The following is a 22,179-nucleotide window of genomic DNA, read 5'->3' as shown; positions in this document are numbered from 1 at the left end:
ATCTACATCGCAATCGAGGCGGACAAATGACTTGCATTGCGGGGCGCGCCGTCGGAGACTGCGAGGTTCCAAGGGGGCGCGCCACGAGCCGCCGCAGGGCCGTCCCAAGGCGAACACGCAGCGCGCACAGCGGAGGTTATCCAATGACCACCAGCGAACTTCGAGCGACCGTGCACGAGCTCGTGCAGAAGGGCAAGGGCATCCTGGCCGCCGACGAAAGCGGTCCGACCATCGCCAAACGCTTCAAGGCGATCGGCGTCGAGTCGACCGAGGACAACCGGCGTGCCTGGCGCAGCCTCGTGCTGGCGACGCCGGGCCTCGGCCAGTACGTCAGCGGCGTCATCCTGTACGAAGAGACACTCGGCCAGCGGGCCGACGGCGGCGATCCGTTGCCGCAACTAGCAGCTCGGCAGGGCATCGTGCCGGGCATCAAGGTCGACGGCGGCAAGGGCCCGCTGGCGCTGGCGCCCGGCGACGAGATCACGTACGGCCTGGACGGGCTCGCACAGCGGCTCGAGGGCTACAAGCAGCAAGGCGCGCGCTTTGCGAAGTGGCGTGCGGTCTACAACGTCTCCGGCCTGCTTCCGAGCCGGGCCGCGATCGAGGCCAACGCGGAGGCGCTTGCGCGCTATGCGGCGGTCTGCCAGTCGCTGGACGTGGTGCCGATCGTCGAGCCCGAGGTGCTGATCGACGGCGACCACACGCAGGCTCGCTGCGCCGAGGTCACGCAGGCCGTCCTGCAGGAGGTGTTCGCGGCCCTTCACCGCCACCACGTGGCGCTCGAGCACATGCTGCTGAAGCCGAGCATGGTGGTGCCCGGCAAGGCGCAGGCCCGGCAAGCCACACCGGCCGAGGTGGCCGAGCAGACGCTGCAGGTGCTGCGGCGTACGGTGCCTGCGGCGGTGCCCGGCATCAACTTTCTCTCCGGTGGTCAGTCGCCGGCAGAGGCGACGGTCAACCTGGACGCGCTGAACCGGCTTGGGCCTCATCCGTGGCAATTGAGCTTTTCCTATGGACGTGCGCTGCAGGATCCGGCGATGCAGGCCTGGCGGGGCCAGGCGGCCAATGCGGAGCTGGCCCAAAAGGCGCTGCTGCAGCGCGCCAGGCTGAACAGCGCGGCAACGCTCGGTGAATACAGCGCGTCGATGGAAGCTGCCAGTTAGCGCCCGTTCGCGCCATGGGCCGAACGCTCAGGCGTGCTCGCCCGCGATGTAGTGCTGCAGCTGTTCGATGATGAACTTCTGCTCCGAGATGATGCCCTTGACCAGGTCGCCGATAGAGATCAGCCCGATCAGCCGGCCCTCGTCGTCGAGCACCGGCAGGTGGCGCACGCGGTTCTCGGTCATCACCGCCATGCACTCCTCGCTGCTCTGCGAGGGATGCACATAAATCACGGTGGGGGTCATGATCTCGCGCAGCTTGGTGTCCTTGGACGAGCGCGCCATCAGCACGACCTTGCGCGCATAGTCGCGCTCGCTCAGCATGCCGACGATGCGATCGCCCTCCATCACCAGCAGGGCGCCGATGTTCTTCTGCGCCATCAGCGCGACGGCGTCGTACACCGAGGCGTCGGGCCCGATGCTGTGCACGGCCCGGTCGCCTTTTTCCTTGAGGATTTCTGCCACGGTCTTCATCGCTTGTGTCTCCGAACAGGACGTGTCCCTGCATGAAAACACACGCCGGGCGCGCTCGGCAAGTCCCCTTAAGACCTCCTCTAAGATCTTCCGGTCGGCAATTCCACGCCTGGGGGCTTCATGGATCTTCAACTGGGCGGCAAGCACGTCCTCATCACCGGCGGGAGCCGCGGCATCGGACTGGCCTGCGCCCGCGAGTTCCTGCGGGAGGGCGCGCAGGTCAGCCTGGCCGGGCGCAGCCAGGCACACCTCGACGCGGCCCTCGCGCAGCTGCGCTCGGAAGGCCATGCCGCGGTGCGCGGCTACAGCGCGGACCTGGGCGACGCACAGGCGGCGCTCGCGATGCTGGACGCGGCCGAGGCCGGCCTCGGCCCGGTGGAGGTGCTGGTCAACTCCGCCGGCGCGGCGCGGCGCACGCCCTTCGGCGAGCTGCAGCCACAGGCCTGGCACGACGCGATGCAGGCCAAGTTCTTCACCTACATCCATGTGATGGACCCGGCGATCAAGCGCATGGCGGGGCGGGGCGCGGGTGCCATCGTCAACATCATCGGCATGGGCGGCAAGGTCGCCGCGCCCACCCACCTGGCCGGCGGCGCGGCCAACGCGGCGCTGATGCTGGCCACCGCAGGCCTGGCCGCCGCCTACGGGCGGCTCGGGGTGCGCGTGAATGCAGTCAATCCCGCGATGACACTGACCGAGCGCATGGCCGAAGGCCTCGCTGCCGACGCCCGCCTGCATCAGCGCAGCGAAGAAGAGGTGCGGCGCGAGGCCGAGGCCCGCATGCCGCTCGGGCGCATCGCGAAGCCGGAAGACATTGCCAATGCGGTCGTGTTCCTGAGCTCGCCGCGTGCCGGTTACATCTCGGGCGCCATCGTCTCGATGGACGGAGCGGCGACGCCGCTGGTGGTTTAAGGGCAGCGCGCGGCAACAGCCCCCGCCCCACACGGATTGCGGCCGCATATCAACGCCCGACGAGAAGATGGCCAGGGTTCGATCGCAGGCAGTAACACTCTTGTTTACATCTGCCGGTACCATGCAGTTCCACCAAGAGGAGAGATCGATGCCCCACCCCACTCCCGGAGCCGAGGGCACAGCGCCCATCGACGAGGCGCTGGAGAAGAGCAAGCAGGCAACGGAAACCGTCAAGCAGGTCGCCGAAGAGCTGGCGATCATCCATGAGGTTCTCGACGCCGGCATTTCCAGGCGGGCTCGCAGTGACGACGTCGAACAGGCGGTCGAGAAGACGAGCGAGGCCGAGAAGCGCCTGAACGGCTCTGTTGAGCAACTGGAGGAGGTCCATGAAGCCCTGGAAAAACACGCGTCCCGCGAGAACGAGGACAACGCCGCGGGCGCATCGACACGCTAGCTTTCTCGGGTAGTCCGCCTACACATCCTGCAGCGCGCCGACGCGTAGAACACTCGCACCGGCGCGGTGCCGGCAAGAATCAGAGGAAAGGTCGCGGGCGTGTTGTTGGCAACCATTCTTGTCGAAGACAGCAGGACCATTCGCGACAACCTCATTGCTGCGCTGCTGGAGTTTGCCGATGTCGAAATCCTGGCGACGGCAGAGACCGCCTCAGAGGCCATCCTGGCGACAGCGCGCTACGCCGACCGATGGAACCTGATGATCCTGGACCTGTTTCTCAAGGAAGGCTCCGGCTTGACCGTGCTCAGAGCTTTCAAGGATCGACGTTCGGACCAGAAGATCGTGGTGCTGACAAACTATGCAACGCCTGACATTCGGAGCCGGTGCGCGATGGCCGGCGCCAACGCGGTGTTCGACAAGTCCACGGAACTCGAAGCCTTCTTCGACTACTTGTCGAACTAGTGGTCCACCAGGCTGGCGCGCAGAGGACGCGCCGATCATCGACACGCGGCATACCTCTGTCGTTCAGAGTGCTCCCAACGGCGCCGGAAAGCAGATGTTGCCGGCCGTGTTCAGGGCGCTGCTGTTCCGAGCGCTGCGGCCAGTACGTCGGCCAGGCCGCGGCCGGCGCTGCCGTCCTCATCAAGGCGCGGGTTGTAAATGGTGATCTCGATTCCGACTGCCTTACCGCTCGCCAAGGCAACCCGAAGCGCGGCCCCTAGCTCGTCCCACGACAACCCGCCGGGCACGCGGAAATCCACAGCCGGCATGATGGCGTCGTCGAGGCAATCGGCGTCGAGATGGATGAAGAAGCCGTCCAACTCTTCTCGCGTCAGGTGGTCGACCGCTTCACGCGCGGCGGCCTCGATGCCCATTGCGCGCACGGCGGGAAGGTCAATCGCCTTGAGCTCCTTGGGGAGCGACTGGCTTCCGTACTCCTCCTGATCCTTATGATCGCGATACGCGAACGCGACAGCGTCTTCGGGATGGACCAGAGGACCGCGACCTTCAATGTCGGTCAGCTGCGACGGGCCGTAGCCGGTGACCAGGGCAAGGTCCATCGAGGCGCCCTCACCATTGGGTTCCGCCTCGGGCTGGAAGAAATCGGCGTTGCCGTCGATGAAGAACAGTCCATAGCGGCCGCGCCGTCGAAACGCGAGCATCGAGCCCAGCACGATCGTGCAATCGCCGCCGAGTACTACCGGAAATTCGCCCGCGTCAAGCACCGCTTCCACCGCGTCGGCAAGCTTGGGCGACCACGCCGCAATTGCCCTGGCATTCAGGGTGCCGGTCTCGGGATCGGGCGTAGGGTCCTTTGGAGGCACCGTCAGCCGCTCGGCGCGGCGCGCATGGATGCGCTCCGCAAGACCGAAGCCCAAGAGCTGGTCGGGCAAGTGCTCCACACCGTCGGTCGCCAAGCCGAGCGTAGAGGGGGCTTCGAGAATTGCATAGGGAAGGGTCGGCATGCGCGCCTCCGTTAGCGGCTATTTTGCAGAGTAGGTCACTGCCTCGATCTTGTGACCGTCTGGATCGCGGACGAACGCCCCACGATAGTCGGCATCGCAGTTCGGCCGCAACCCCGGAGCGTCATCGATTGACCATCGAACGGTCCTCGATCGAGGAGCCGCACGCTCTGAGCGGACGGTCAGTTTTCATGGTAGCGGGCGGGGTCGCGAGTCCAGACGCGTGAAGATCGACCCAGCGATCAGGATGGCAGCCACCTTCTCAGGGCGCCGCGGTGCTCCCATTCAACAGCGCTTCCGCGACGAGAGCCTGTCGCAGCACTGGTTTGCCAGCTGAGCGAGCTATTCTGGCGGAGAGGGTGGGATTCGAACCCACGGTACGGGGTTACCGTACGCCTGATTTCGAGTCAGGTACATTCGACCACTCTGCCACCTCTCCGGAGTCTGGTGTTTGTCGAGCCGGCGATTCTAGCAGAGACTTCCAGCCGCCTTTCAGGGTCGCAGCACTTCGAGGCCGCCCATGTAGGGCCGCAGCGCCGCCGGGACCACGATCGATCCGTCCGGCCGCTGATGATTCTCCAGCACGGCGACCAGGGTCCGCCCGACCGCGAGGCCCGATCCATTGAGGGTGTGCACCAGCTCGTTCTTGCCCTGCGCATTCTTGAAGCGGGCCTGCAGGCGCCGCGCCTGGAAGGCCTCGCAGTTCGACACCGAGCTGATCTCGCGGTAGGTGTTCTGCGCCGGCAGCCAGACCTCGAGGTCGTAGGTCTTGGCAGCCCCGAAGCCCATGTCGCCGGTGCACAGCAGCACCACGCGGTAAGGCAGCTCCAGCGCCTGGAGCACCGCCTCGGCGTGGGTGGTCATGGCCTCGAGCGCCTCGTAGCTCCTCTCCGGATGCGTGACCTGGACCATCTCGACCTTGTCGAACTGGTGCTGGCGGATCATGCCGCGCGTGTCGCGCCCTGCGCTGCCCGCCTCCGATCGGAAGCAGGGCGTGTGGGCGGTCAGGCGCAGCGGGAGCTGCGACTCGGCCAGGATCTCGTCGCGCACGAAGTTCGTGAGCGGCACCTCGCTGGTGGGGATGAGGTACAGCGCCGAATGGTCCGGCGCCGGCTCTCCTTCCTGCCCGCCCTTCTTGGCCGCGAAAAGGTCGCCTTCGAACTTGGGCAGTTGGCCGGTGCCGCGCAGCGTGTCGGCGTTGACCACATAGGGCACGTAGCACTCGGTGTAGCCGTGCTGCTGGGTCTGGATGTCGAGCATGAACTGGGACAGCGCCCGATGCAGCCTCGCGATCGGTCCCTTCATCACGGTGAAGCGCGACCCCGCCAGCTTGACGCCGGTCTCGAAGTCGAGCCCCAGCGGCGTGCCCAGGTCCACGTGGTCGCGCGCCTCAAAGCCGAGTGCCGGCGCATCGGCGCCGTTGCCGCCCTTGGGGCTCCAGCGCCGCACCTCGAGGTTCGCCGTTTCGTCGTCTCCGACGGGTACGCTCGGATGCGGGAGGTTCGGGACCGCCAGCAGCAGCGCCTGCAGCTCGGGCTGGATAGCCTCGAGGCGCGTCGCGGAGGATTCCTGTTCGGCCTTCAGCGCATTGACCTCGGTCATCAGTGCCTCGACCGATTCGCCCTTCGCCTTCAAGGGCCCGATCTGCTTGTTCAGCGCGTTGCGGCGGGCCTGCAGTTCCTCGGTGCGGGTCTGCAGGGTCTTGCGCTCGGCCTCGAGCGCGCTGAAGCTGGCCACGTCGAGGAAGGTCTGGTTTTTCTTGCGGGTTTCGAGGCGGGCAACGACCGACGCGAGGTCCTTGCGTAACAGAGTGATATCGAGCATCGAATGATTTTAGGCGGGGGCGTAGGATCATTTCCCCTCCCAACAACCCAAGGAGATTCGATGCAAGCTTATTTGTCCTTCAACGGAAACGCGGCCGAAGCGCTGGCCTTCTATGCCAAGACCCTGGGCGGCAAGATCCTCTTCAGCATGACTTTCGGCGAGAGCCCGATGGGCAAGGACACACCGGACTCGCACAAGAACAAGATCATGCATGCCACGCTCGAAGCGCAGGGCAAGCAGATCATGGCCTCCGACCTGCCGCCCGGCATGGCCTTCGAGGGCTACAAGGGCTTTTCCCTCTCGGCCCAGGCCAAGGACGTGAAGGAAGGCGAACAGCTCTTCAAGGCGCTGTCCGAGGGCGGCAAGGTCACGATGCCCTACGCCGCCACCTTCTGGTCGCCCGGCTTCGGCATGCTCGAAGACAAGTTCGGCGTACCGTGGATGGTCAACGTCGACCAGCCGCAGAGCTGATCGAACAGACCTGCCTCAAGCCAGGCTCGCCGGGTCCACGTTCGCGCCGCAGACGATCAGGCAGATCTTCTCGCCTTCGCGCGGCGCATAGGCGCCCGTGTGCAGCGCCGCCAGCGGCAGGGCCGCGGCCGGCTCGACGGCCAGCTTGAGCTCCTTCCACAGCCACAGCTGCGCGGCGCGTATCGCCTCGTCGGGCAGCAGCAGGGCATCGCGCACATGGCGTTGGGTGATGTCCCAGGCGAGGGCGCCGATGCGGCGCGCGCCCAGCGAATCGGCCGCTACGCCGCCCACGTCCACATCGACGGGCTCACCGGCCTCGCGCGCGCGATGGAGCGTGGGCGCGCGCTCGGGCTCGAGCGCCACCACGCGGCTGCGCTGCTCGAACCAGGCGGCGAGGCCGCCGATCAGGCCGCCGCCGCCCACGCTGACCAGCACCGAGTCCGGCAGGCCGCCCTCTTCCTCGATCTCGCGGCCCAGCGTGCCGGCGCCGGCCACCACTTCAGCCTGGTCGTAGGCATGGGTCAACAGCGCGCCGCTCTCGCGTTGGCGCTCGAGGCAGGCGGCCAAGGCGTCGGCATACACCTCGCCGCCCACCACCACCGTGGCGCCGAGCGCGCGCAGCTTCGCGCGCTTGGCTTCCGGCGACACGATGGGCAGGAAGACCTCGCAATGCACGCCCAGCGCCTGCGCCGCTGCGGCGGTCGCGATGCCGGCATTGCCGCCGGAGGCCACGATGGCGCCGCTGGCGGGGATCTCATTGGCGAGCAGCCGGTTCATCATGCCCCGTGCCTTGAAGCTGCCGCCGGCCTGCAGATGCTCGAGCTTGAGCCAGAGCTCGACGCCCGGCACCTCGATGCCCAGCGCGCGGCCCGGCAGCTTCCACAGCGGCGTCCTGCGCAGGAAATGCGGGGCGTGTTCGTGGATGCGTCGCGCGGCGGCCTCGATGTCGCGGCGCCAGTCGATGGCGGCGGCGCTCGTCACGAGATATGCCCCGGTGCGGGCATGTCGTCGAGCTTGAGGCCCTTGGGCAGCGGGAACTTCAGGGTTTCTTCGATGCCGTTCATCTTGCGTACCGACACCGCGCCGAGTGCCCTGACGCGCTCGATCACCTCGCGCACCAGCACCTCGGGCGCCGAGGCGCCGGCCGTCAGGCCCACGCGGGCCTTCCCTTCGAACCACGCCGGCTGCAGCTCGTCGGCGGAATCGACCATGTAGGCTTCGGTGCCCAGGCGCTGTGCCAGCTCGCGCAGTCGGTTGCTGTTGGAGCTGGTCGGGCTGCCGACCACGATCACGATGTCGACCTGCGGGCTCAGGAGCTTGACCGCGTCCTGCCGGTTCTGCGTGGCATAGCAGATGTCCTGCTGCTTGGGCTCGCGGACTTTCGGGAAGCGCGCGCGCACCGCGGCTGAGATCTCGGCGGCGTCGTCAACCGAGAGCGTGGTCTGCGTGACCACGGCCAGCCTTTCCGACTGCGCCGGCTGGACACGCGCTACGTCCGCAACGTCCTCCACGAGGTGAATGCCGCTGGTCAGCTGCCCCATCGTGCCCTCGACCTCGGGGTGCCCCTTGTGGCCGATCATGATGAACTCGTAGCCCTCCTTTGCGAGCTTTGCAACCTCCACGTGCACCTTGGTGACCAGCGGGCAGGTGGCGTCGAAGACCTCGAAGCCGCGCGCCCGCGCCTCGGCCTGCACGGCCTTGCTCACGCCATGGGCGCTGAACACCAGCGTTGCGCCCGGAGGCACCTCGGCCAGGTCCTCGATGAAGATCGCGCCCTTGGCCTTGAGCTCGTTCACCACGTAGGTGTTGTGCACGATCTCGTGACGCACATAGATCGGCGCGCCGAACTTGGCGATGGCACGCTCGACGATCTCGATTGCGCGGTCGACGCCGGCGCAGAACCCGCGCGGCTCGGCAAGGATGACTTCCTGTACTGCCATGATCAGAGCACGCCGATCAGTTGCACTTCGAAGCTCACCGGCTGCCCCGCGAGCGGATGGTTGAAGTCGAAGCACACTGCCGTCTCGTTGGCCTCGACCACCGCGCCGGCGTAGCTGCCACTGCCATCGGGCGTCGGGAACTGCACCACGTCGCCGACCGCGTACTGCTCGTCCGGATCGCCCATCTGCGCGAGCAGCTTGCGCGCCACCCACTGCTGCATCTCGGGATTGCGCTCGCCGAAGGCCTCGCCGGCCGGAAGCTCGAAGGTCGCGTGCGCGCCCTCGGGCAAGCCGATCAGCCGCTGCTCGACAGCCGGCGAAAGCTCGCCGGTGCCCAGCGAGAGCGTGGCCGGCTTGTCGCCGAACGTGTTGATGATGTCGCCCGCCGGGCCGGCCAGCCGGTAGTGCAGCGTGAGGAAGGAACCGGGCGCCACGATGGGGCCTGAGAGAGTGGGAGACACGGTCGGGGATGGCTTTAGACTGGGGCCTGTATTTTAGGGAGGGGGCCAAGAGCCCATGTCAGCCATGTCTTTCACCGATCTTCCGCTCGAAGCGCGGCCGCGCGAAAAGCTCATGCTCAAGGGGCCCGGCGCGCTTGCCGACGCCGAGCTGCTGGCGCTGCTGCTGCGCACCGGCGTCCCCGGCAAGAACGTGCTGCAGTTCGCGCAGGAGCTGCTCGACAGCTTCGGCGGGCTGAGCGGTCTGCTCCACGCGGGGCTCGACGACCTGAAGCGCATCAAGGGCCTGGGCGGCAGCTCGAAGCGAGGCAATCTGGCCGCCGTGCTCGAACTGGCGCGGCGCACCATGGCCCAGCGCCTGAAGGATCGGGAGCTGTTCGAATCGCCGGAGGCCGTCAAGCACTATGTGCAACTGCACCTGGCGGCCAAGCCGCACGAAGTGTTCGCAGCGCTCTTCCTCGATGCGCAGCTGCGCCTGATTGCCCTGGAAGAGCTTTTCCGCGGCACCCTGACGCAGACCAGCGTGTACCCGCGCGAGGTCGTGATGCGCGCCCTGCACCACCATGCCGCGGCCGTGATCCTGGCGCACAACCATCCGAGCGGCTGCGTCGAGCCCTCGCGCGCCGACGAGGCGCTGACACACACGCTGCGGGCCGCGCTGGCGCTGGTCGACGTGCGGGTGCTGGACCACGTGATCGTCGCCCCGGGCCAGGCCTTGTCGATGGCTGCGCGCGGCCTGATCTGAAGAAGGTGTGAACGAGCCCGGCGCGGAGGACGTATCCTCCGACGACAAGCCGATGCCAAGCAAACCCAAAGCCCTCAAGAGCCTCGCCGAGCTCAAAGGCGTGCAGAAGGCCCTGGCCGAGCAGCGCGAGCGCGAAGCCGCCGAAGCGGCCGCACGCGCGGCGGCCGCGAAGAAGCGCGCTGCCGATCAGGACCTGTTCTCGCGCGCCATCGGCGCCACGCAGCCGCTACGCCGCCGGCCCGCCGTGCATCTGGCGCCCGAGCCACCGGCGCCGATCGCGGTGCAGCAGCAACTCGACGAGCAGCGCGTGCTGCAGGAAGCCATCAGCGACGAGTTCGACGCGACGACGCTGCTGGATATCGACGACGCGCTGAGCTTTCGCCGCCCTGGCATCGGCGTGGATGTCACCCGCAAACTGCGCAAGGGCGGCTGGACCATCCAGGGCGAGATCGATCTGCACGGCCTGCGCCGCGACGAGGCGCGTGAAGCACTTGCCGCCTTTCTGCGCGAAGCGACCCGGCGCGGCTGGCGCTGCGTGCGCGTGGTGCACGGCAAAGGGCTGGGCTCACCGGGCAAGACGCCGGTGCTCAAGGGCAAGGTGCTGAGCTGGCTGATGCAGAAGGACGAGGTGCTTGCGTTCGTGCAGGCGCGGGCCGATGAAGGGGGTGCGGGGGCGGTGGTGGTTCTGCTGCGGCCTGCATGAGTTGCCGCAGCCATGCCTTGAGCGTGCGATCGCAGCATCCTGCTGCCATTCAGCAACTGCATGAGCGCCCTAGTGCCTTTGCGGCTCGACTCAATTCCTCCGCTCCACCTTCAGCCGACCACCTGACGCCTCCTCGAGCTTAGCTAGCATCGGTTCCGATTCGTGGGCGGAGATTGTTGCGTTGGAAACGATCAGTAGCCGAAGGGGCATTGATTGCGATGGATACAAATTCACGATGTGTTCCAACGCATTGTGGATTTTGTAGACACCGATGCGCCCTTCGTCGTCTTGCCCCCACCCCACGAAAGAATAGAGATTCAGCACCTTCAGATATTTTGATTCCGCTATGGCTCCGATCACGTGGCGGATTCCCCGCGCCACCTCCCCCAGGGCGAGCTCTCGCAAATCTATCTCCGGATCTGAAATGATTCTCCCCAGGGTTTTAAGCCCTTGCTCCTGAAGCCTCGGGACGCCTGGCCCGGTCAAGTTCAGAACGTTCGAAAGAGTTCTCATGATCAGCCGCTTGGCAAACGCGAATTGTTGATTATTCAACGCATCGACCACCCTTTTTGCAAAGGTATCGGTCTCCGTCCGAGGGGAGATCGGGATGATGCGGGTACTGTCCTGAGGCGGCCCCTCCGCCAACGAATACTCGCTCGACAGCCCATCAACAAGTTGCCGGCCGAGGTTGGGGAAGGGGTGATTATCCTTGCCATGGGGATCCTTGCCATGGGGAGGAGAAAGCCAAGTAGTCGGGAGCAGTCCATCGGCAGGACCCCGCTGCGGCGGGATTCTTCCAGCAGGCAATCCGGGTCGAAGAGGAGGGTTCGTCACAACCGGGGGCGCCATAGCCAGGCGTTGATTTCTGATGCCGAGGTCGATGCGGCCTGAGTTGGAGGGAGGACCCGCCTCGGGCACAGGATTCCAGGACTCGATGACGGACTGGGAGTAAGTCCCAGGCTTCATGCCTGCCGTTGTCAGCAACGGGATATCTTGCTCAGCGGCAGCTGTGTGCGAAGCATCCTCGCCGTCCAACTTGCGGTCTATCGCGTCGATCACCGCACTAAGTTTTTTGGATCTCGCATCTTCTCCATTCGAAGCTTCTAGATATTCACTCGCAAACCACTGCAGCCGCAACAGCTTGTCGTCCTTGCACTTGATGGCGAGGGCCTCGATGGTGTCAATCATGCAATCCCGATCGGTGTCGCTTTCCTCCCTCACCCCAAAAACGATTCCTACCTCAGTGAAGAATTCCGATGTGTCGTCAACGTCGAGCAGCGATTTCAGGAAGTTTTTTAAGTTGTAATGCCGGGAAACTGCCGCTTCTCCGAACAGCGGGGCAATGAACGTGAACAGAAGCAAGTCCCTATCGAATGTCGCCTCCTGCCCGGAGAACCATTCGATCACTTCGCCCATGGATATGTCTCCGCTTCGCACCGCAAGCACGATGTCGTTGACGGCGCCACTTATATTCTCGTTCTTCAGAACTTCCTCTTTGTCCTCGACAAGCGAGCACTCCTTGGCGCCGCGAGTGCTGGCAATCAGCTCGATGGCTGGGGCGATGTGGGACTCCGCTCTCCTGGCCCTCATTCGTTTTTCCACCTGGTGGCGGCGCTCGACCAAGCTCGATTTGATGCTGTTTCCCCATTTGATGGAGGCAAGACTGTCAAGGATGACTTGAAGCACCCCGAATTTCATTGTCGATGCATCGGGTTTGACGGCGTCGATCCAGGCGTCTACACGCTTAACGAGCGACGGGCCGGGCACAGCCCAATCCGCGAACCCCAACGCAACCTGCCGGGCAAGCGTGCCGTGCGCCTTGGTCGCCGTTGGCGGCACATCGGCATTGACCAGAACGCCCATGAATGCATCCAACACGGTCTGGCGCTCCAACAGGACACGAACGAGAAGCGACACGAGGTGGCCGCATGCCGGAAGATGGATGGACGAGCGCAAGGCCTCCAGCACATAGGCACTGGCCATGGGGCTGTTAAGGGGCCGCGCGAGCGCTTCGATGGAGTCTTTGACAACCCCTCCGAGCCCTTCGAGTTGGTCTGTCGTGAGCCTTGCCGTTGGCTCGAGCTTGGGAACTTCGAAGAGACGTTCCGTGGCGTGACCGACGCGTTGGCTTGCTTCCGTGACCAGATCGACAGCGGCCTCCCGCACCATTCCATTCACCCGCTCACGCAGCAGCAAAAGCGTCGAGGAACCTTCTAGAAGGCACAACGCCTCGATCAGCCTCAGGATGGGCAGGAGTCGCGTGATTGCTCCGGCAACCTCGCGGGCAAGGCCATACGCCAGCGCCGCTGCCTGGTTGATATCACCCCCACCATCCAGCAGCGCAGGCGCCATGCACAACACCAACTCGTCGGGTCGAGCAGCTTCGTCCAACACAGTCCTGAAGAACGCGTGAAGCTCGTCGCCTCTGCTTCTTGCCCGCACCACAAGTACATGCATGAGCGCTGCCACCGTCTCGCTCCCAGTGGCAAGCTGCTCCAGTGCGTCAATCACCTCCTTCAGTGTCAATACTCCGCGGGCGAGTCCATGGGCGATGTCACCGCACAGTTGCTTGACCTGTGGATCCTCCCGAATGGGCTTTTTGCATTGCTCTGCCCCTTTTGCCTGCGCAATGTCGTCGTTTGCCAGGGCGCTTGTCTTTCGTACGGCTGCATCGAGGTCGTCGACAAGCCTTGCGGCCTCGCGCGTCAGCTGCGCACGAAGACGGGCGCATTTCACGCGCGCCTCGTCGAATGCGTCCTGGTTTACCTCCGCATTGAGATCCAGATCCAGATCCACATCCATATCCGGACCCGGGTTGCAGCCCTTGTCGAATCCATTCAGCAGCGCCAGTACGAGATCCGATGCCGTCGGATGATGAGTCTGGACTTGATCGATGAGAGATGTCATGGCCGAAAGCCAGCGCGGCAGCAGCTCACCATCGCTTGTTTTTTTGAAGTCAGGTGCCAATGACTCGCCCAACTCGGTCCATTCCTGCTCGGATATTGACTCTCCAATGCACAGCGTCCACGAAAGAAGGTCAACCGGCCCGCTGCCTTCGGTCGCGCAATCACGCAGGAGCAACGATAGGGCGGGCACCTGACAAGATCGCGGCTTCGCTTCAGTGAGACACGTGACAACCTGATCCAGTGCCAGCCCGTTTTTCAGAGCCACTGCGACCCGCGTCATTGCTTCAACGACAGTCGGCCTTCCAGAGACCGCTGGGTGGTCGGCAGGCAGAGATTGCTCTTGCGCGGTCAAAGCGGCGACCAGGTCATCCGTAAGCCTTTTGGCAAGCTGAGGCTTCAATGCCGCTGGGGTGTGCTTGACGTGGTCGGGGAACTTGCCCGAATCCGACCTTGCGACGACCTCGACATAGACGTCAAACACGTGGTCCCACTCCGGACCCACTGGGAGCGGTTGGCCAGACCGCATCTCATGCATTGCCGGAAGCTCCGACCGACCCTGCAAAGGCGAGCTGATCTGGGGGCTACCGGGCTTCGGCTTTTTCGGAGGGCGCATGCCAACCGATTTCTCTGGACCAGGAGGCTCAGGGCGACTCTTTCCGAGGGGACGCGAAGTAAGGTAGTCAGGCTTGGTCGAAGGGCAAGTAGTGAAGTTCATGGTGAATTCGAAGCACAACAGTGGGATCGCATATCGAGAGTCCTCATCGGCTCAGGCCGCCGCGAGAACTTCCGTCCATATGTCGAAACGCGACCTCATGCCCGCCACGACCCGCGCGAACTCGGCGTGCCCGATGCCTGGGTGCGGGACCCGAATCCACAGCGTGTGTTTCGGGGCATGCGTGTCATCGATGCGCAGCCACCATGGCCCGCATTCGTCCGATCCAATGGCAAGGTCTTCGAAGCTTTCCTCGTGCTCTTCACGGAAGGCATCGTCCCGGCAATGCTCCTGTGGATCTTCGCCAGGATGCGCGAAGAAGAGCAGCTCGCCCTCTTGTTCGTCCGCCAGGACGCCGAAGCGGTGCTGTAGACCAAGCGGAAGTTCGAAGTGCCCCTCGACCATCGCTTGCGGCATGGGCACGTTCTCGCAGCGGCAAAAGTTTTCGACGAGAAGGTTCAGGGGCAGGACATACATGGCGCTTGCGGTAGTGAAGAGGACTCCCGCTTGAGTAACAGCCGTGTGCTGCCAGTTCCGCAAGGCGCCGCCCTCGCGCAAGGCTCAACGCGCCTTCCGCGAATTCGGAATCACCTCGGAATCACCCGAAGCCCAGATCAGCCGGCCCTGTTCCTCATCCAGTCCGCCGTCTGGAAGAACGACGCGCGCAGCCGCTCGCGCAGCTTCTCGTCAACGCCCACTTCACCCATCGCCTGGTCCATGCATGCGAGCCACTGGTCGCGCTCCTTGATGCCGATGGCGTGGCCGCCGATGCTGTGCGGCAGGTGCCGCGCGCGCAGCATCGGATGCCCGAAGCGATCGGTGTAGTGCTGCGGCCCGCCCAGCCAGCCGCAAAGAAACCAGAACAGCCGCTGGCGCGCATTGTCGAGCGACGGGCCGTGCACCGCCCGCAGCCGCGCGTAGCCGGGTTCCAGCTCCATCAGGTCGTAGAAGCGCTCGACCAGCGCATGGACTTTTTCCTCGCCGCCGATCCACTCGAAGAGCGTGTCGAAGGGGGGCTTTTCCTGGATTTGCATGACGGCAGTATGCATATGTGAAAGAGCTATTTCACCGCGCAGCCTTTTGTTGCTATGGTGCGGGGCCTTCCCAGGAGAACAACATGCGCTTTCGCTTCGCCGCCACCGTCCTCGCCGCAGCCGCCCTGCTGGCCGGCACCGCGGTCCACGCCGACCAGCTGGACGACATCAAGAAGAAGGGCCAATTGGTCGTCGGCGTGCTCGGCACCGACGAGCCCGCAACCTTCATCGACCCGAAGACGCGCGAGATCATCGGCTACGAGGTCGACCTGGTGAACGCCATCGCAAAGAAGATCGGCGTCAAGCCGGTGCTCAAGCAGATCGCGGTGGCCGCGCGCATTCCCGAGCTGCAGCAGGGCCACGTGGACCTGATCGCTGCAGGCCTCACGCACAACAAGGAGCGCGAGTCGCAGATCGACTTCTCGCTCACCACCTTCGTGACCGGCCAGAAGGCCATCGTCAAGAAGGACAGCGGTATTACCGAGGTGCCGCAGCTCGCGGGCAAGAAGGTGCTGACCATCCGCGGCGGCACGCAGGAACCCAACATCAAGAAGGCCGTGCCCAGTGCCGAGGTCGTGACCTTCGACACCAGCCAGCAGGCCTTCCAGGCACTGCAGCAAGGCAAGGGCGTGGGCTACGTCGACGACGAGGCCGCATTGCTCAACAGCTACGCGAAGCTGGGACCGCAGAAGGCGCAGTACGTGGTGCTCAAGCAGAACCTCAGCACCGAGGCGCTGGCCATCGGCATCAGGAAGGGCGAGACCGGCCTCAAGAAGGTGGTGGACGACACCCTGCGCGAGCTCGAGAAATCGGGCGAGGCCGAGAAGATCTTCTTCAAGTGGTACGGCCCGAAGACCAAGTCGGGCTTCGAGACGCGCAGCTTCAAGATCGAGAGCGACAAGATCGACAGCTGATGAAGGCAGGAGCGTCGCGCCCCGCACGCTCCGCGGATGCGTACCATGTGCCCCGCGGCCGCCCGCCGGGGCGCGGTCGCATCCATCGTCCATGCCGCTCTTCGACTACTCCCTGCTTCTCACCGGGAGGTACCACGACATGCTGGTCGCGGGCTTCCTGCTCTCGCTGCAGCTGCTGGCCGCCTCGCTGATGCTGGCCCTGCCGGTCGCGCTGGCGGTGGCGCTGCTGCGCCTGTCGCCGGTGGCCGCGCTGCGCGGACTCGGCTTCGCCTACGTCGAGTCGATCCGCAACATCCCGCTGCTCGCGCACATGCTGTTCTGGTACTTCGGCGCGCCGGAGCTGTTGCCCGAGGACATCAAGCAGCGCCTGTACGCGGGCCGCATCGAGGCGATGAGTGCGGTCGTGGCCCTGGGCCTCTACACCGCGGCCTACATGGCCGAGGACATCCGCAGCGGCATCCGCGCCATTCCCGCGGTGCAGATGGAAGCGGGCCGTGCGCTGGGCTTCGGCTTCCTCGCTACCATGCGCCGCGTCATCCTGCCGCAGGCCTTGCGCGTCACCATTCCGCCGCTGATCTCGCAGACCCTCAACCTCTGGAAGGGCACCAGCGTTGCCACCGTGATCGGCGTGGCCGAGCTGATGTACCAGGCCGGGCAGGTGGAAAGCGCCACCTTCCGCAGCGCCGAGTCCTTCGCCTTCGCGACCGCGGCCTACCTCACGGTGTCGATGCTGATCACCGGCGCGGCCAGCTGGTACCAGCACCGCTTTCCGCCGCGGGCGCTATGAGGGGCGCAGCCGCATCATGATCGAGCTCGTCCGCGACTACTGGGTCTACTTCCTCATCGGCCAGTATCCCAACGGCCCGCTGGGCGGCCTGGCACTCACCGTGCTGCTGGCCGCGATGGGGCTGGTGCTCGCCCTGCCCTTCGGCCTGCTGCTGGGCCTGGCTCGCGTGAGCCCCTGGCGTTGGCTGCGCTGGCCGGTCACCACCGTGGCTTTCGTGGTGCGCGGCACGCCGCTGCTGATGGTGGTGTTCTGGGCCTACTTCTTCCTGCCCAGCGTGACGGGCGTGAAGACCGACCAGTTCACCACCATGCTGATCGCGCTGGTGGTCTTCGACGGCATCTACATCGGCGAGATCGTGCGCGCCGGCATCCTGGGGCTGCCGCGAGGGCAGGTCGAGAGCGCGCGTTCGCTGGGGCTCGGCTGGGGGCGTGCGATGCGCTTCGTGGTGCTGCCGCAGGCGCTGCGCAGCATGCTGCCTTCGCTGGTGAACCAGTTCGTCTCCACCATCAAGGAGACCTCGCTGGGCTACATCATCGGGCTGGCGGAGGTGTCCTTCATCGCCTCGCAGATCAACACCCAGGTCTTCACCAAGCCGGTCCAGGTGTACCTGGTCCTCGGCCTCACCTATTTCGTGATGTGCTTCGGGCTGTCGCGCTTCGCCTATTGGCTGGAGCGGCGCTCGGGCCGGCGCACCGCCGCCCGCGAAGCACCCAAGGCACCCGCATGATCAAATTCGACAAGGTCAACAAGTGGTACGGCGACTATCACGCGCTGGTCGAGGTGAGCGAGACCATCGCGCGCGGCGAGGTGGTGGTGGTCTGCGGGCCCTCGGGCTCGGGCAAGTCCACGCTGATCCGCACCATCAACCGGCTGGAGCCCATCCAGTCCGGCCGCATCACGGTCGACGGCAAGGACATCCATGCACGCGGCATCGACATCAACGACTTCCGCTCGCACATCGGCTTCGTGTTCCAGCAGTTCAACCTGTTCCCGCATCTCACGGTCATCGGCAACTGCACGCTGGCGCCGATGCACCTGCGCGGGCTCTCGCGCGCCCAGGCGACGGAGCGGGCGATGGCCCTGCTCGAGCGCGTCGGCCTCGCGAACAAGGCCCATGCATTTCCCTCCGAGCTCTCGGGCGGCCAGCAGCAACGCGTGGCGATCGCCCGGGCGCTGGCCATGCAGCCGCCGCTGATGCTCTTCGACGAACCGACCAGCGCGCTCGACCCCGAGATGGTCGGCGAAGTGCTGCTGGTCATGCGCGACCTCACGCGCGAGGGCATGACGATGGTGGTGGTGACGCACGAGATGGGCTTCGCGCGCGACGTGGCCGATCGCGTGCTCTTCATGGACGCCGGCCGCGTGCTGGAGCGCGCAACGCCCGACGACTTCTTCAACCGGCCGCAACACCCGCGCGCGCAGCAGTTTCTTGCCGACATCCGCACGCCTTTTGCCCATGCCGTTTGATACGCTGCCCGAGATGAACGCCTCGACCCCTTCCTTGCCAGTGATCGACATTGCGCCGCTGGTGGCGCGAACGCCCGAGCGCGCCGAAGTCGCCGCGCAGATCGGCCAGGCGTGCCGCGCGCACGGCTTCTTCTATGTCAGCGGCCATGGTGTCGACCCTGCACTGACCCAGCGCCTCGAGGACCTGAGCCGCGCCTTCTTCGCACTGCCCGAGGCCACCAAGATGCAGTGGCGCATGGAACTGGGCGGGCGTGCCTGGCGCGGCTACTTCCCGCTCGCGGGCGAGCTCACCTCGGGCCGGCCCGACTGGAAGGAAGGCCTGTACCTCGGCACCGAGTTGCCCGACGACGATCCCCTGGTGCTGGCGCGCACTCCCGTGCACGGCCGCAACCTGTTCCCCGGCATCCCCGGCTTTAGGCAGACCATCCTCGACTACATGGCTGCGGCCACGCGCCTCGGCCACCAGCTGATGGAAGGCATCGCGTTGAGCCTGGGCCTGGAAGCGGCCTACTTCGCCGAACGCTACACGGCTGATCCGCTGATCCTGTTCCGCCTCTTCAACTACCCGACCCAGCCGGTGCCCGAGGGTCTCGATGTCGCATGGGGCGTGGGCGAGCACACCGACTACGGCCTGCTCACCATCCTGCGCCAGGACGACATCGGCGGCCTGCAGGTGCGCACCGGCGAGGGCTGGATCGACGCCACGCCGATCCCGGACACCTTCGTGATCAACATCGGCGACATGCTCGACCGCATGACCGGTGGCCTCTACCGCTCGACGCCGCACCGCGTGGTCCGCAACACCTCCGGCCGCGACCGGCTGTCCTTCCCGCTCTTCTTCGACCCCAACTTCCATGCCCGCGTGAAGCCCATCGAAGGCCTGCCCCGGCCCGCCGTGGTCGACGACAGCGCCACGCGCTGGGACCACGCCAATGTGCATGCCTTCGACGGCATCTACGGCGACTACCTGCTCGCCAAGGTGGCCAAGGTGTTCCCGCAGCTGCGCGAGGCCGTGCTGCCGGGCGACGTACCAGGGCCCATTGCCGGCCTCAATGATCCTTATTGAGGCTTTATATGGCACGCCGCGCTGCTTGGTGTAGATTGCGAGGGCGCCGCTGCCGCCGGCAGCGACGGTTCCACTTGCATGCCTAGCCAATCCGAGGAGACAGCCATGGACTTGAAAGGATCGAGAACCGAGCAGAACCTGAAGGACGCCTTCGCAGGCGAATCCCAGGCCAACAGACGCTACCTCTACTTCGCGAACAAGGCCGATGTCGAAGGCCAGAACGATGTCGCAGCGCTGTTCCGCTCCACCGCCGAAGGCGAGACCGGCCATGCGCACGGCCACCTGGAATTCCTCGAGCACGGGTCGGGCGACCCCGCCACCGGCCTGCCGATCGGGGACAGCCGCCTGAACCTGAAGGCTGCCGTCGCCGGCGAGACCCACGAGTACACCGACATGTACCCGGGCATGGCCAAGCAGGCCCGCGAAGAGGGCTTCGACGAGATCGCCAACTGGTTCGAGACGCTGGCCAAGGCCGAGCGCTCGCACGCCAACCGCTATACGAAGGCGCTCGAGGCGCTGGTCGACTGAGCCCCGCGCGGGCGCTCCGCGGGCAAGGACTTGTTCACAGGGGCCCTGCGGATTCCGCCCGCTGACGCCGCGCGCCAGGCCACGGTTATCCCATGACGAGTCGAGAAGGCAATCTCGAGGCGCCCACGCGCCACCCGGTGGACTGGAAGAACCCCGAGTTCTATGACCAGGGCGCCTGCGAACGCGAGATGACGCGCATCTTCGACATCTGCCACGGATGCCGTCGCTGCGTGAGCCTGTGCGAGGCTTTCCCGACCCTCTTCGACCTGGTCGATGCGACCGAGGACGGCGAGGTCCACGGCGTCGATCCCAAGCACTACGGCAGCGTGGTCGACCAGTGCTACCTGTGCGACCTCTGCTACATGACGAAGTGCCCCTACGTGCCGCCGCATCCGTGGAACGTGGACTTCCCGCACACCATGCTGCGTGCCAAGGCCATCAAGTTCAAGAACGGTGGGGTTTCGGGCGGCGAGAAGCTGCTCGCCTCCACCGACGTGCACGGCAAGTTCGCGGGCATCCCGGTGGTCGTCCAGGCTGTCAACGCGCTGAACAAGACCAAGCCCATGCGCAAGCTGCTCGACAGCGCGCTGCACGTGCATCCCGATGCGTGGCTGCCCGACCTGGCCACCAAGCGCTTCCGCTGGAGCGCACCCAAGGACGACGACACGCAGCCGGTGGTCGATGGCGAGCGCACGCCCGGCAAGGTCGCGATCTTCTCGACCTGCTACGTGAACTACAACGAGCCCGGCATCGGCTTCGACCTGATCAAGCTCCTGCGCCACAACGCCATTCCGTACACCATCGTTTCGAAGGAGAGCTGCTGCGGCATGCCCAAGTTCGAGCTCGGCGACCTGGAAGGCGTGGCGAAGCACAAGGAGGCCAACATCCCCGTGCTGGCGAAGTACGCAAAGGACGGCTTTGCGATCCTCACGGCGGTTCCCTCCTGCACGCTGATGTTCAAGCAGGAGCTGCCGCTGCTGTTCCCAGACGATGCCGACGTGAAGCTGGTGCAGCAGGCCATGTTCGATCCCTTCGAGTACCTGGTGGCGCGCCACAAGGACGGCTTGCTCAAGACCGACTTCAAGACCCCGCTGGGCAAGCTCAGCTATCACATCCCGTGTCATGGCCGGGTGCAGAAGATCGGCCGCAAGACCGAGGAGATGTTCAAGCTGATCGGACAGACGGTCCCGGTGCAGCTCAACACGGTAGAGCGCTGCTCAGGCCACGCCGGCACCTACGGCGTGAAGACGCCCTACCACCCGGTGGCGATGAAGATCGGCAAGCCGGTGTTCAAGGCCATGGGCAAGAACGAGCCCGACTACATCAGCTCCGATTGCGCGCTGGCCGGCCACCACATCGCGCAGGGCATGGCGCAGGACGGCCTGCCTGCGGCGAAGCTGCAGCACCCGCTGAGCCTGATGCGCATGGCCTACGGCCTGGAGTAGCGACGATGACGATCACGCCCGACACCCTGATGACGCTGGAGGCCTATGCGAAGATCCGCAAGAGCAGCGCTCCGGAGTTCATTGCGCATCGCAAGCTGCGCACGGTCCGCCTGGGCGAGCATGTGAGCGTGCAGTTCGAGGACGAGACGACCATCCGCCGCCAGATCCAGGAGATGCTGCACATCGAGAAGATCTTCGAGGAAGACGGCATCCGCAGCGAGATCGAGGCCTACCTGCCGCTGGTGCCCGACGGCAGCAACTGGAAGGCGACCATGCTGATCGAGTACACCGACGTGCACGAGCGCAAGCGCGAGCTGGCGCGGCTGATCGGCGTGGAGGACCGCATGTTCGTCGAGGTCGAGGGTCATGCGCGCGTCTACGCCATCGCAGACGAGGACCTGGATCGAGAGACCGATGAGAAGACCTCGGCGGTGCACTTCCTGCGCTTCGAGTTCGACGACGCGGCGCGTGCGGCGGTGCGGGCGGGTGCGCAGGTCAAGCTGGGTTGCGACCACACGAACTACCCTGCGATGACGGTCATCGCGCCGGAGACGCTGGCCAACTTGGCGGGTGACCTGAGCGGCTGAGAGGCGGAATTCGCTGGCTTCGTTTTTGACGAAGCTGTGCGATGGGTGCGGATGCGGGTGCGGGTGCGTCCTGCGCGCCGCGGAAGGCGGTCTGCGGCCCGGGCTCCTGCTGGGGCGGTCGGCGCTTCG

At 65.5% G+C, this 22,179-nt stretch carries 24 protein-coding genes and 1 tRNA gene; 15 read left to right on the top strand and 10 right to left on the bottom strand.

What is annotated here, in order from left to right; genetic code table 11:
* Window positions 1-143 precede the first annotated feature (143 nt).
* Window positions 144-1,163 carry a class I fructose-bisphosphate aldolase gene (locus tag ACMGEZ_RS27835; RefSeq protein ID WP_436825518.1) on the top strand — a complete coding sequence of 340 codons (1,020 nt, stop codon included), beginning with the start codon at window positions 144-146 and terminating at the stop codon, window positions 1,161-1,163.
* A gap of 27 nt (window positions 1,164-1,190) precedes the next feature.
* Here the strand turns inward: ACMGEZ_RS27835 and ACMGEZ_RS27830 are convergent, their stop codons facing one another.
* The gene (locus ACMGEZ_RS27830; RefSeq protein WP_436825517.1) at window positions 1,191-1,634 is read right to left on the bottom strand and encodes a CBS domain-containing protein; all 444 of its coding nucleotides are present in this window, start codon (window positions 1,632-1,634) and stop codon (window positions 1,191-1,193) included.
* Between the two features lie 120 nt (window positions 1,635-1,754).
* Here ACMGEZ_RS27830 and ACMGEZ_RS27825 point away from each other — a divergent pair, with 120 nt between their 5' ends.
* From ACMGEZ_RS27825 to ACMGEZ_RS27815, 3 genes are all read left to right on the top strand, one after another.
* Entirely contained in the window at window positions 1,755-2,546 is a 792-nt protein-coding gene (locus ACMGEZ_RS27825) for an SDR family NAD(P)-dependent oxidoreductase (protein ID WP_436825516.1), read from the top strand.
* A gap of 148 nt (window positions 2,547-2,694) precedes the next feature.
* The gene (locus ACMGEZ_RS27820) at window positions 2,695-3,000 is read left to right on the top strand and encodes a hypothetical protein (protein WP_436825515.1); all 306 of its coding nucleotides are present in this window, start codon (window positions 2,695-2,697) and stop codon (window positions 2,998-3,000) included.
* 99 nt (window positions 3,001-3,099) lie between these two features.
* Window positions 3,100-3,462: a response regulator gene (locus ACMGEZ_RS27815; protein ID WP_436825514.1), complete on the top strand. Its 363-nt coding sequence runs from the start codon at window positions 3,100-3,102 to the stop codon at window positions 3,460-3,462.
* A gap of 110 nt (window positions 3,463-3,572) precedes the next feature.
* On the opposite strand, the gene ACMGEZ_RS27810 is transcribed toward ACMGEZ_RS27815, so the two are convergent.
* From ACMGEZ_RS27810 to serS, 3 genes are all read right to left on the bottom strand, one after another.
* Entirely contained in the window at window positions 3,573-4,466 is an 894-nt protein-coding gene (locus ACMGEZ_RS27810) for an arginase family protein (protein ID WP_436825513.1), read from the bottom strand.
* A gap of 345 nt (window positions 4,467-4,811) precedes the next feature.
* Window positions 4,812-4,902 (bottom strand) — tRNA-Ser (locus ACMGEZ_RS27805).
* 53 nt (window positions 4,903-4,955) lie between these two features.
* Entirely contained in the window at window positions 4,956-6,287 is a 1,332-nt protein-coding gene (gene serS, locus ACMGEZ_RS27800) for a serine--tRNA ligase (RefSeq protein WP_436825512.1), read from the bottom strand.
* A gap of 60 nt (window positions 6,288-6,347) precedes the next feature.
* On the opposite strand from serS, the gene ACMGEZ_RS27795 reads away from it, so the two are divergent.
* Entirely contained in the window at window positions 6,348-6,758 is a 411-nt protein-coding gene (locus ACMGEZ_RS27795) for a VOC family protein (RefSeq protein WP_436825511.1), read from the top strand.
* A 15-nt stretch (window positions 6,759-6,773) separates the two neighbouring features.
* Here the strand turns inward: ACMGEZ_RS27795 and ACMGEZ_RS27790 are convergent, their stop codons facing one another.
* From ACMGEZ_RS27790 to ACMGEZ_RS27780, 3 genes are read right to left on the bottom strand one after another with little or no spacing between them, the layout of a single operon-like run.
* Window positions 6,774-7,739 (bottom strand): threonine/serine dehydratase, encoded by a 966-nt coding sequence (locus tag ACMGEZ_RS27790; RefSeq protein WP_436825510.1) that lies wholly within the window; start codon window positions 7,737-7,739, stop codon window positions 6,774-6,776.
* Entirely contained in the window at window positions 7,736-8,698 is a 963-nt protein-coding gene (gene ispH, locus ACMGEZ_RS27785) for a 4-hydroxy-3-methylbut-2-enyl diphosphate reductase (protein ID WP_436825509.1), read from the bottom strand. The genes ACMGEZ_RS27790 and ispH overlap by 4 nt, the downstream gene beginning before the upstream one ends.
* Window positions 8,699-8,700: 2 nt before the next feature.
* A complete protein-coding gene (locus ACMGEZ_RS27780; RefSeq protein ID WP_436825508.1) occupies window positions 8,701-9,159 on the bottom strand; it encodes an FKBP-type peptidyl-prolyl cis-trans isomerase in 459 nt (152 codons plus the stop codon).
* Window positions 9,160-9,223: 64 nt separating this feature from the next.
* Here ACMGEZ_RS27780 and radC point away from each other — a divergent pair, with 64 nt between their 5' ends.
* Both radC and ACMGEZ_RS27770 read left to right on the top strand, forming a co-directional pair.
* Window positions 9,224-9,901: a RadC family protein gene (gene radC / locus ACMGEZ_RS27775; RefSeq protein ID WP_436825507.1), complete on the top strand. Its 678-nt coding sequence runs from the start codon at window positions 9,224-9,226 to the stop codon at window positions 9,899-9,901.
* A gap of 52 nt (window positions 9,902-9,953) precedes the next feature.
* Window positions 9,954-10,604 (top strand): Smr/MutS family protein, encoded by a 651-nt coding sequence (locus tag ACMGEZ_RS27770; protein ID WP_436825506.1) that lies wholly within the window; start codon window positions 9,954-9,956, stop codon window positions 10,602-10,604.
* 90 nt (window positions 10,605-10,694) lie between these two features.
* Here ACMGEZ_RS27770 and ACMGEZ_RS27765 read toward each other — a convergent pair whose 3' ends face one another.
* The 3 genes from ACMGEZ_RS27765 to ACMGEZ_RS27755 all read right to left on the bottom strand — a co-directional run bounded on the left by ACMGEZ_RS27765 (window position 10,695) and on the right by ACMGEZ_RS27755 (window position 15,256).
* Window positions 10,695-13,991, bottom strand: coding sequence for a hypothetical protein (locus ACMGEZ_RS27765; protein ID WP_436825505.1), 3,297 nt, complete (start codon window positions 13,989-13,991; stop codon window positions 10,695-10,697).
* Window positions 13,992-14,276: 285 nt separating this feature from the next.
* Window positions 14,277-14,699 carry a hypothetical protein gene (locus tag ACMGEZ_RS27760; protein WP_436825504.1) on the bottom strand — a complete coding sequence of 141 codons (423 nt, stop codon included), beginning with the start codon at window positions 14,697-14,699 and terminating at the stop codon, window positions 14,277-14,279.
* A gap of 137 nt (window positions 14,700-14,836) precedes the next feature.
* Complete coding sequence (locus ACMGEZ_RS27755; protein ID WP_436825503.1) at window positions 14,837-15,256, bottom strand: group II truncated hemoglobin; 420 nt, start codon at window positions 15,254-15,256, stop codon at window positions 14,837-14,839.
* 83 nt (window positions 15,257-15,339) lie between these two features.
* Here ACMGEZ_RS27755 and ACMGEZ_RS27750 point away from each other — a divergent pair, with 83 nt between their 5' ends.
* The 8 genes from ACMGEZ_RS27750 to ACMGEZ_RS27715 all read left to right on the top strand — a co-directional run bounded on the left by ACMGEZ_RS27750 (window position 15,340) and on the right by ACMGEZ_RS27715 (window position 22,050).
* Window positions 15,340-16,170, top strand: coding sequence for an ABC transporter substrate-binding protein (locus ACMGEZ_RS27750; protein ID WP_436825502.1), 831 nt, complete (start codon window positions 15,340-15,342; stop codon window positions 16,168-16,170).
* Between the two features lie 91 nt (window positions 16,171-16,261).
* On the top strand, window positions 16,262-16,957 hold the full coding sequence (locus tag ACMGEZ_RS27745; RefSeq protein ID WP_436825501.1) for an amino acid ABC transporter permease: 696 nt from the start codon (window positions 16,262-16,264) through the stop codon (window positions 16,955-16,957).
* A gap of 16 nt (window positions 16,958-16,973) precedes the next feature.
* Window positions 16,974-17,684, top strand: coding sequence for an amino acid ABC transporter permease (locus ACMGEZ_RS27740; protein ID WP_436825500.1), 711 nt, complete (start codon window positions 16,974-16,976; stop codon window positions 17,682-17,684).
* Window positions 17,681-18,424 (top strand): amino acid ABC transporter ATP-binding protein, encoded by a 744-nt coding sequence (locus ACMGEZ_RS27735; RefSeq protein WP_436825499.1) that lies wholly within the window; start codon window positions 17,681-17,683, stop codon window positions 18,422-18,424. Before ACMGEZ_RS27740 ends, ACMGEZ_RS27735 begins: the two co-directional genes overlap by 4 nt.
* Complete coding sequence (locus ACMGEZ_RS27730) at window positions 18,414-19,490, top strand: isopenicillin N synthase family dioxygenase (RefSeq protein WP_436825498.1); 1,077 nt, start codon at window positions 18,414-18,416, stop codon at window positions 19,488-19,490. Before ACMGEZ_RS27735 ends, ACMGEZ_RS27730 begins: the two co-directional genes overlap by 11 nt.
* Before the next feature lie 105 nt (window positions 19,491-19,595).
* Window positions 19,596-20,018 (top strand): rubrerythrin family protein, encoded by a 423-nt coding sequence (locus ACMGEZ_RS27725; RefSeq protein ID WP_068680194.1) that lies wholly within the window; start codon window positions 19,596-19,598, stop codon window positions 20,016-20,018.
* Window positions 20,019-20,110: 92 nt separating this feature from the next.
* Window positions 20,111-21,463 (top strand): (Fe-S)-binding protein, encoded by a 1,353-nt coding sequence (locus ACMGEZ_RS27720; protein WP_436825497.1) that lies wholly within the window; start codon window positions 20,111-20,113, stop codon window positions 21,461-21,463.
* A 5-nt stretch (window positions 21,464-21,468) separates the two neighbouring features.
* Window positions 21,469-22,050: a DUF3501 family protein gene (locus ACMGEZ_RS27715; protein ID WP_436825496.1), complete on the top strand. Its 582-nt coding sequence runs from the start codon at window positions 21,469-21,471 to the stop codon at window positions 22,048-22,050.
* Window positions 22,051-22,179 lie beyond the last annotated feature (129 nt).

Source organism: Variovorax stachyos (assembly GCF_051400855.1).
Lineage (GTDB): Bacteria > Pseudomonadota > Gammaproteobacteria > Burkholderiales > Burkholderiaceae_C > Variovorax.
This window is presented reverse-complemented; position numbering and strand designations above follow the sequence as displayed.

Excerpts from the sequence above, each read along its gene's own strand:
- ACMGEZ_RS27835 (WP_436825518.1), top strand. The coding sequence starts at position 144 with ATGACCACCAGCGAACTTCGAGCGACCGTGCACGAGCTCGTGCAGAAG.
- ACMGEZ_RS27830 (WP_436825517.1), bottom strand. The coding sequence starts at position 1,634 with ATGAAGACCGTGGCAGAAATCCTCAAGGAAAAAGGCGACCGGGCCGTG.
- ACMGEZ_RS27825 (WP_436825516.1), top strand. The coding sequence starts at position 1,755 with ATGGATCTTCAACTGGGCGGCAAGCACGTCCTCATCACCGGCGGGAGC.
- ACMGEZ_RS27820 (WP_436825515.1), top strand. The coding sequence starts at position 2,695 with ATGCCCCACCCCACTCCCGGAGCCGAGGGCACAGCGCCCATCGACGAG.
- ACMGEZ_RS27810 (WP_436825513.1), bottom strand. The coding sequence starts at position 4,466 with ATGCCGACCCTTCCCTATGCAATTCTCGAAGCCCCCTCTACGCTCGGC.
- serS (WP_436825512.1), bottom strand. The coding sequence starts at position 6,287 with ATGCTCGATATCACTCTGTTACGCAAGGACCTCGCGTCGGTCGTTGCC.
- ACMGEZ_RS27795 (WP_436825511.1), top strand. The coding sequence starts at position 6,348 with ATGCAAGCTTATTTGTCCTTCAACGGAAACGCGGCCGAAGCGCTGGCC.
- ispH (WP_436825509.1), bottom strand. The coding sequence starts at position 8,698 with ATGGCAGTACAGGAAGTCATCCTTGCCGAGCCGCGCGGGTTCTGCGCC.
- radC (WP_436825507.1), top strand. The coding sequence starts at position 9,224 with ATGTCTTTCACCGATCTTCCGCTCGAAGCGCGGCCGCGCGAAAAGCTC.
- ACMGEZ_RS27770 (WP_436825506.1), top strand. The coding sequence starts at position 9,954 with ATGCCAAGCAAACCCAAAGCCCTCAAGAGCCTCGCCGAGCTCAAAGGC.
- ACMGEZ_RS27760 (WP_436825504.1), bottom strand. The coding sequence starts at position 14,699 with ATGTATGTCCTGCCCCTGAACCTTCTCGTCGAAAACTTTTGCCGCTGC.
- ACMGEZ_RS27755 (WP_436825503.1), bottom strand. The coding sequence starts at position 15,256 with ATGCAAATCCAGGAAAAGCCCCCCTTCGACACGCTCTTCGAGTGGATC.
- ACMGEZ_RS27750 (WP_436825502.1), top strand. The coding sequence starts at position 15,340 with ATGCGCTTTCGCTTCGCCGCCACCGTCCTCGCCGCAGCCGCCCTGCTG.
- ACMGEZ_RS27745 (WP_436825501.1), top strand. The coding sequence starts at position 16,262 with ATGCCGCTCTTCGACTACTCCCTGCTTCTCACCGGGAGGTACCACGAC.
- ACMGEZ_RS27740 (WP_436825500.1), top strand. The coding sequence starts at position 16,974 with ATGATCGAGCTCGTCCGCGACTACTGGGTCTACTTCCTCATCGGCCAG.
- ACMGEZ_RS27735 (WP_436825499.1), top strand. The coding sequence starts at position 17,681 with ATGATCAAATTCGACAAGGTCAACAAGTGGTACGGCGACTATCACGCG.
- ACMGEZ_RS27730 (WP_436825498.1), top strand. The coding sequence starts at position 18,414 with ATGCCGTTTGATACGCTGCCCGAGATGAACGCCTCGACCCCTTCCTTG.
- ACMGEZ_RS27725 (WP_068680194.1), top strand. The coding sequence starts at position 19,596 with ATGGACTTGAAAGGATCGAGAACCGAGCAGAACCTGAAGGACGCCTTC.
- ACMGEZ_RS27720 (WP_436825497.1), top strand. The coding sequence starts at position 20,111 with ATGACGAGTCGAGAAGGCAATCTCGAGGCGCCCACGCGCCACCCGGTG.
- ACMGEZ_RS27715 (WP_436825496.1), top strand. The coding sequence starts at position 21,469 with ATGACGATCACGCCCGACACCCTGATGACGCTGGAGGCCTATGCGAAG.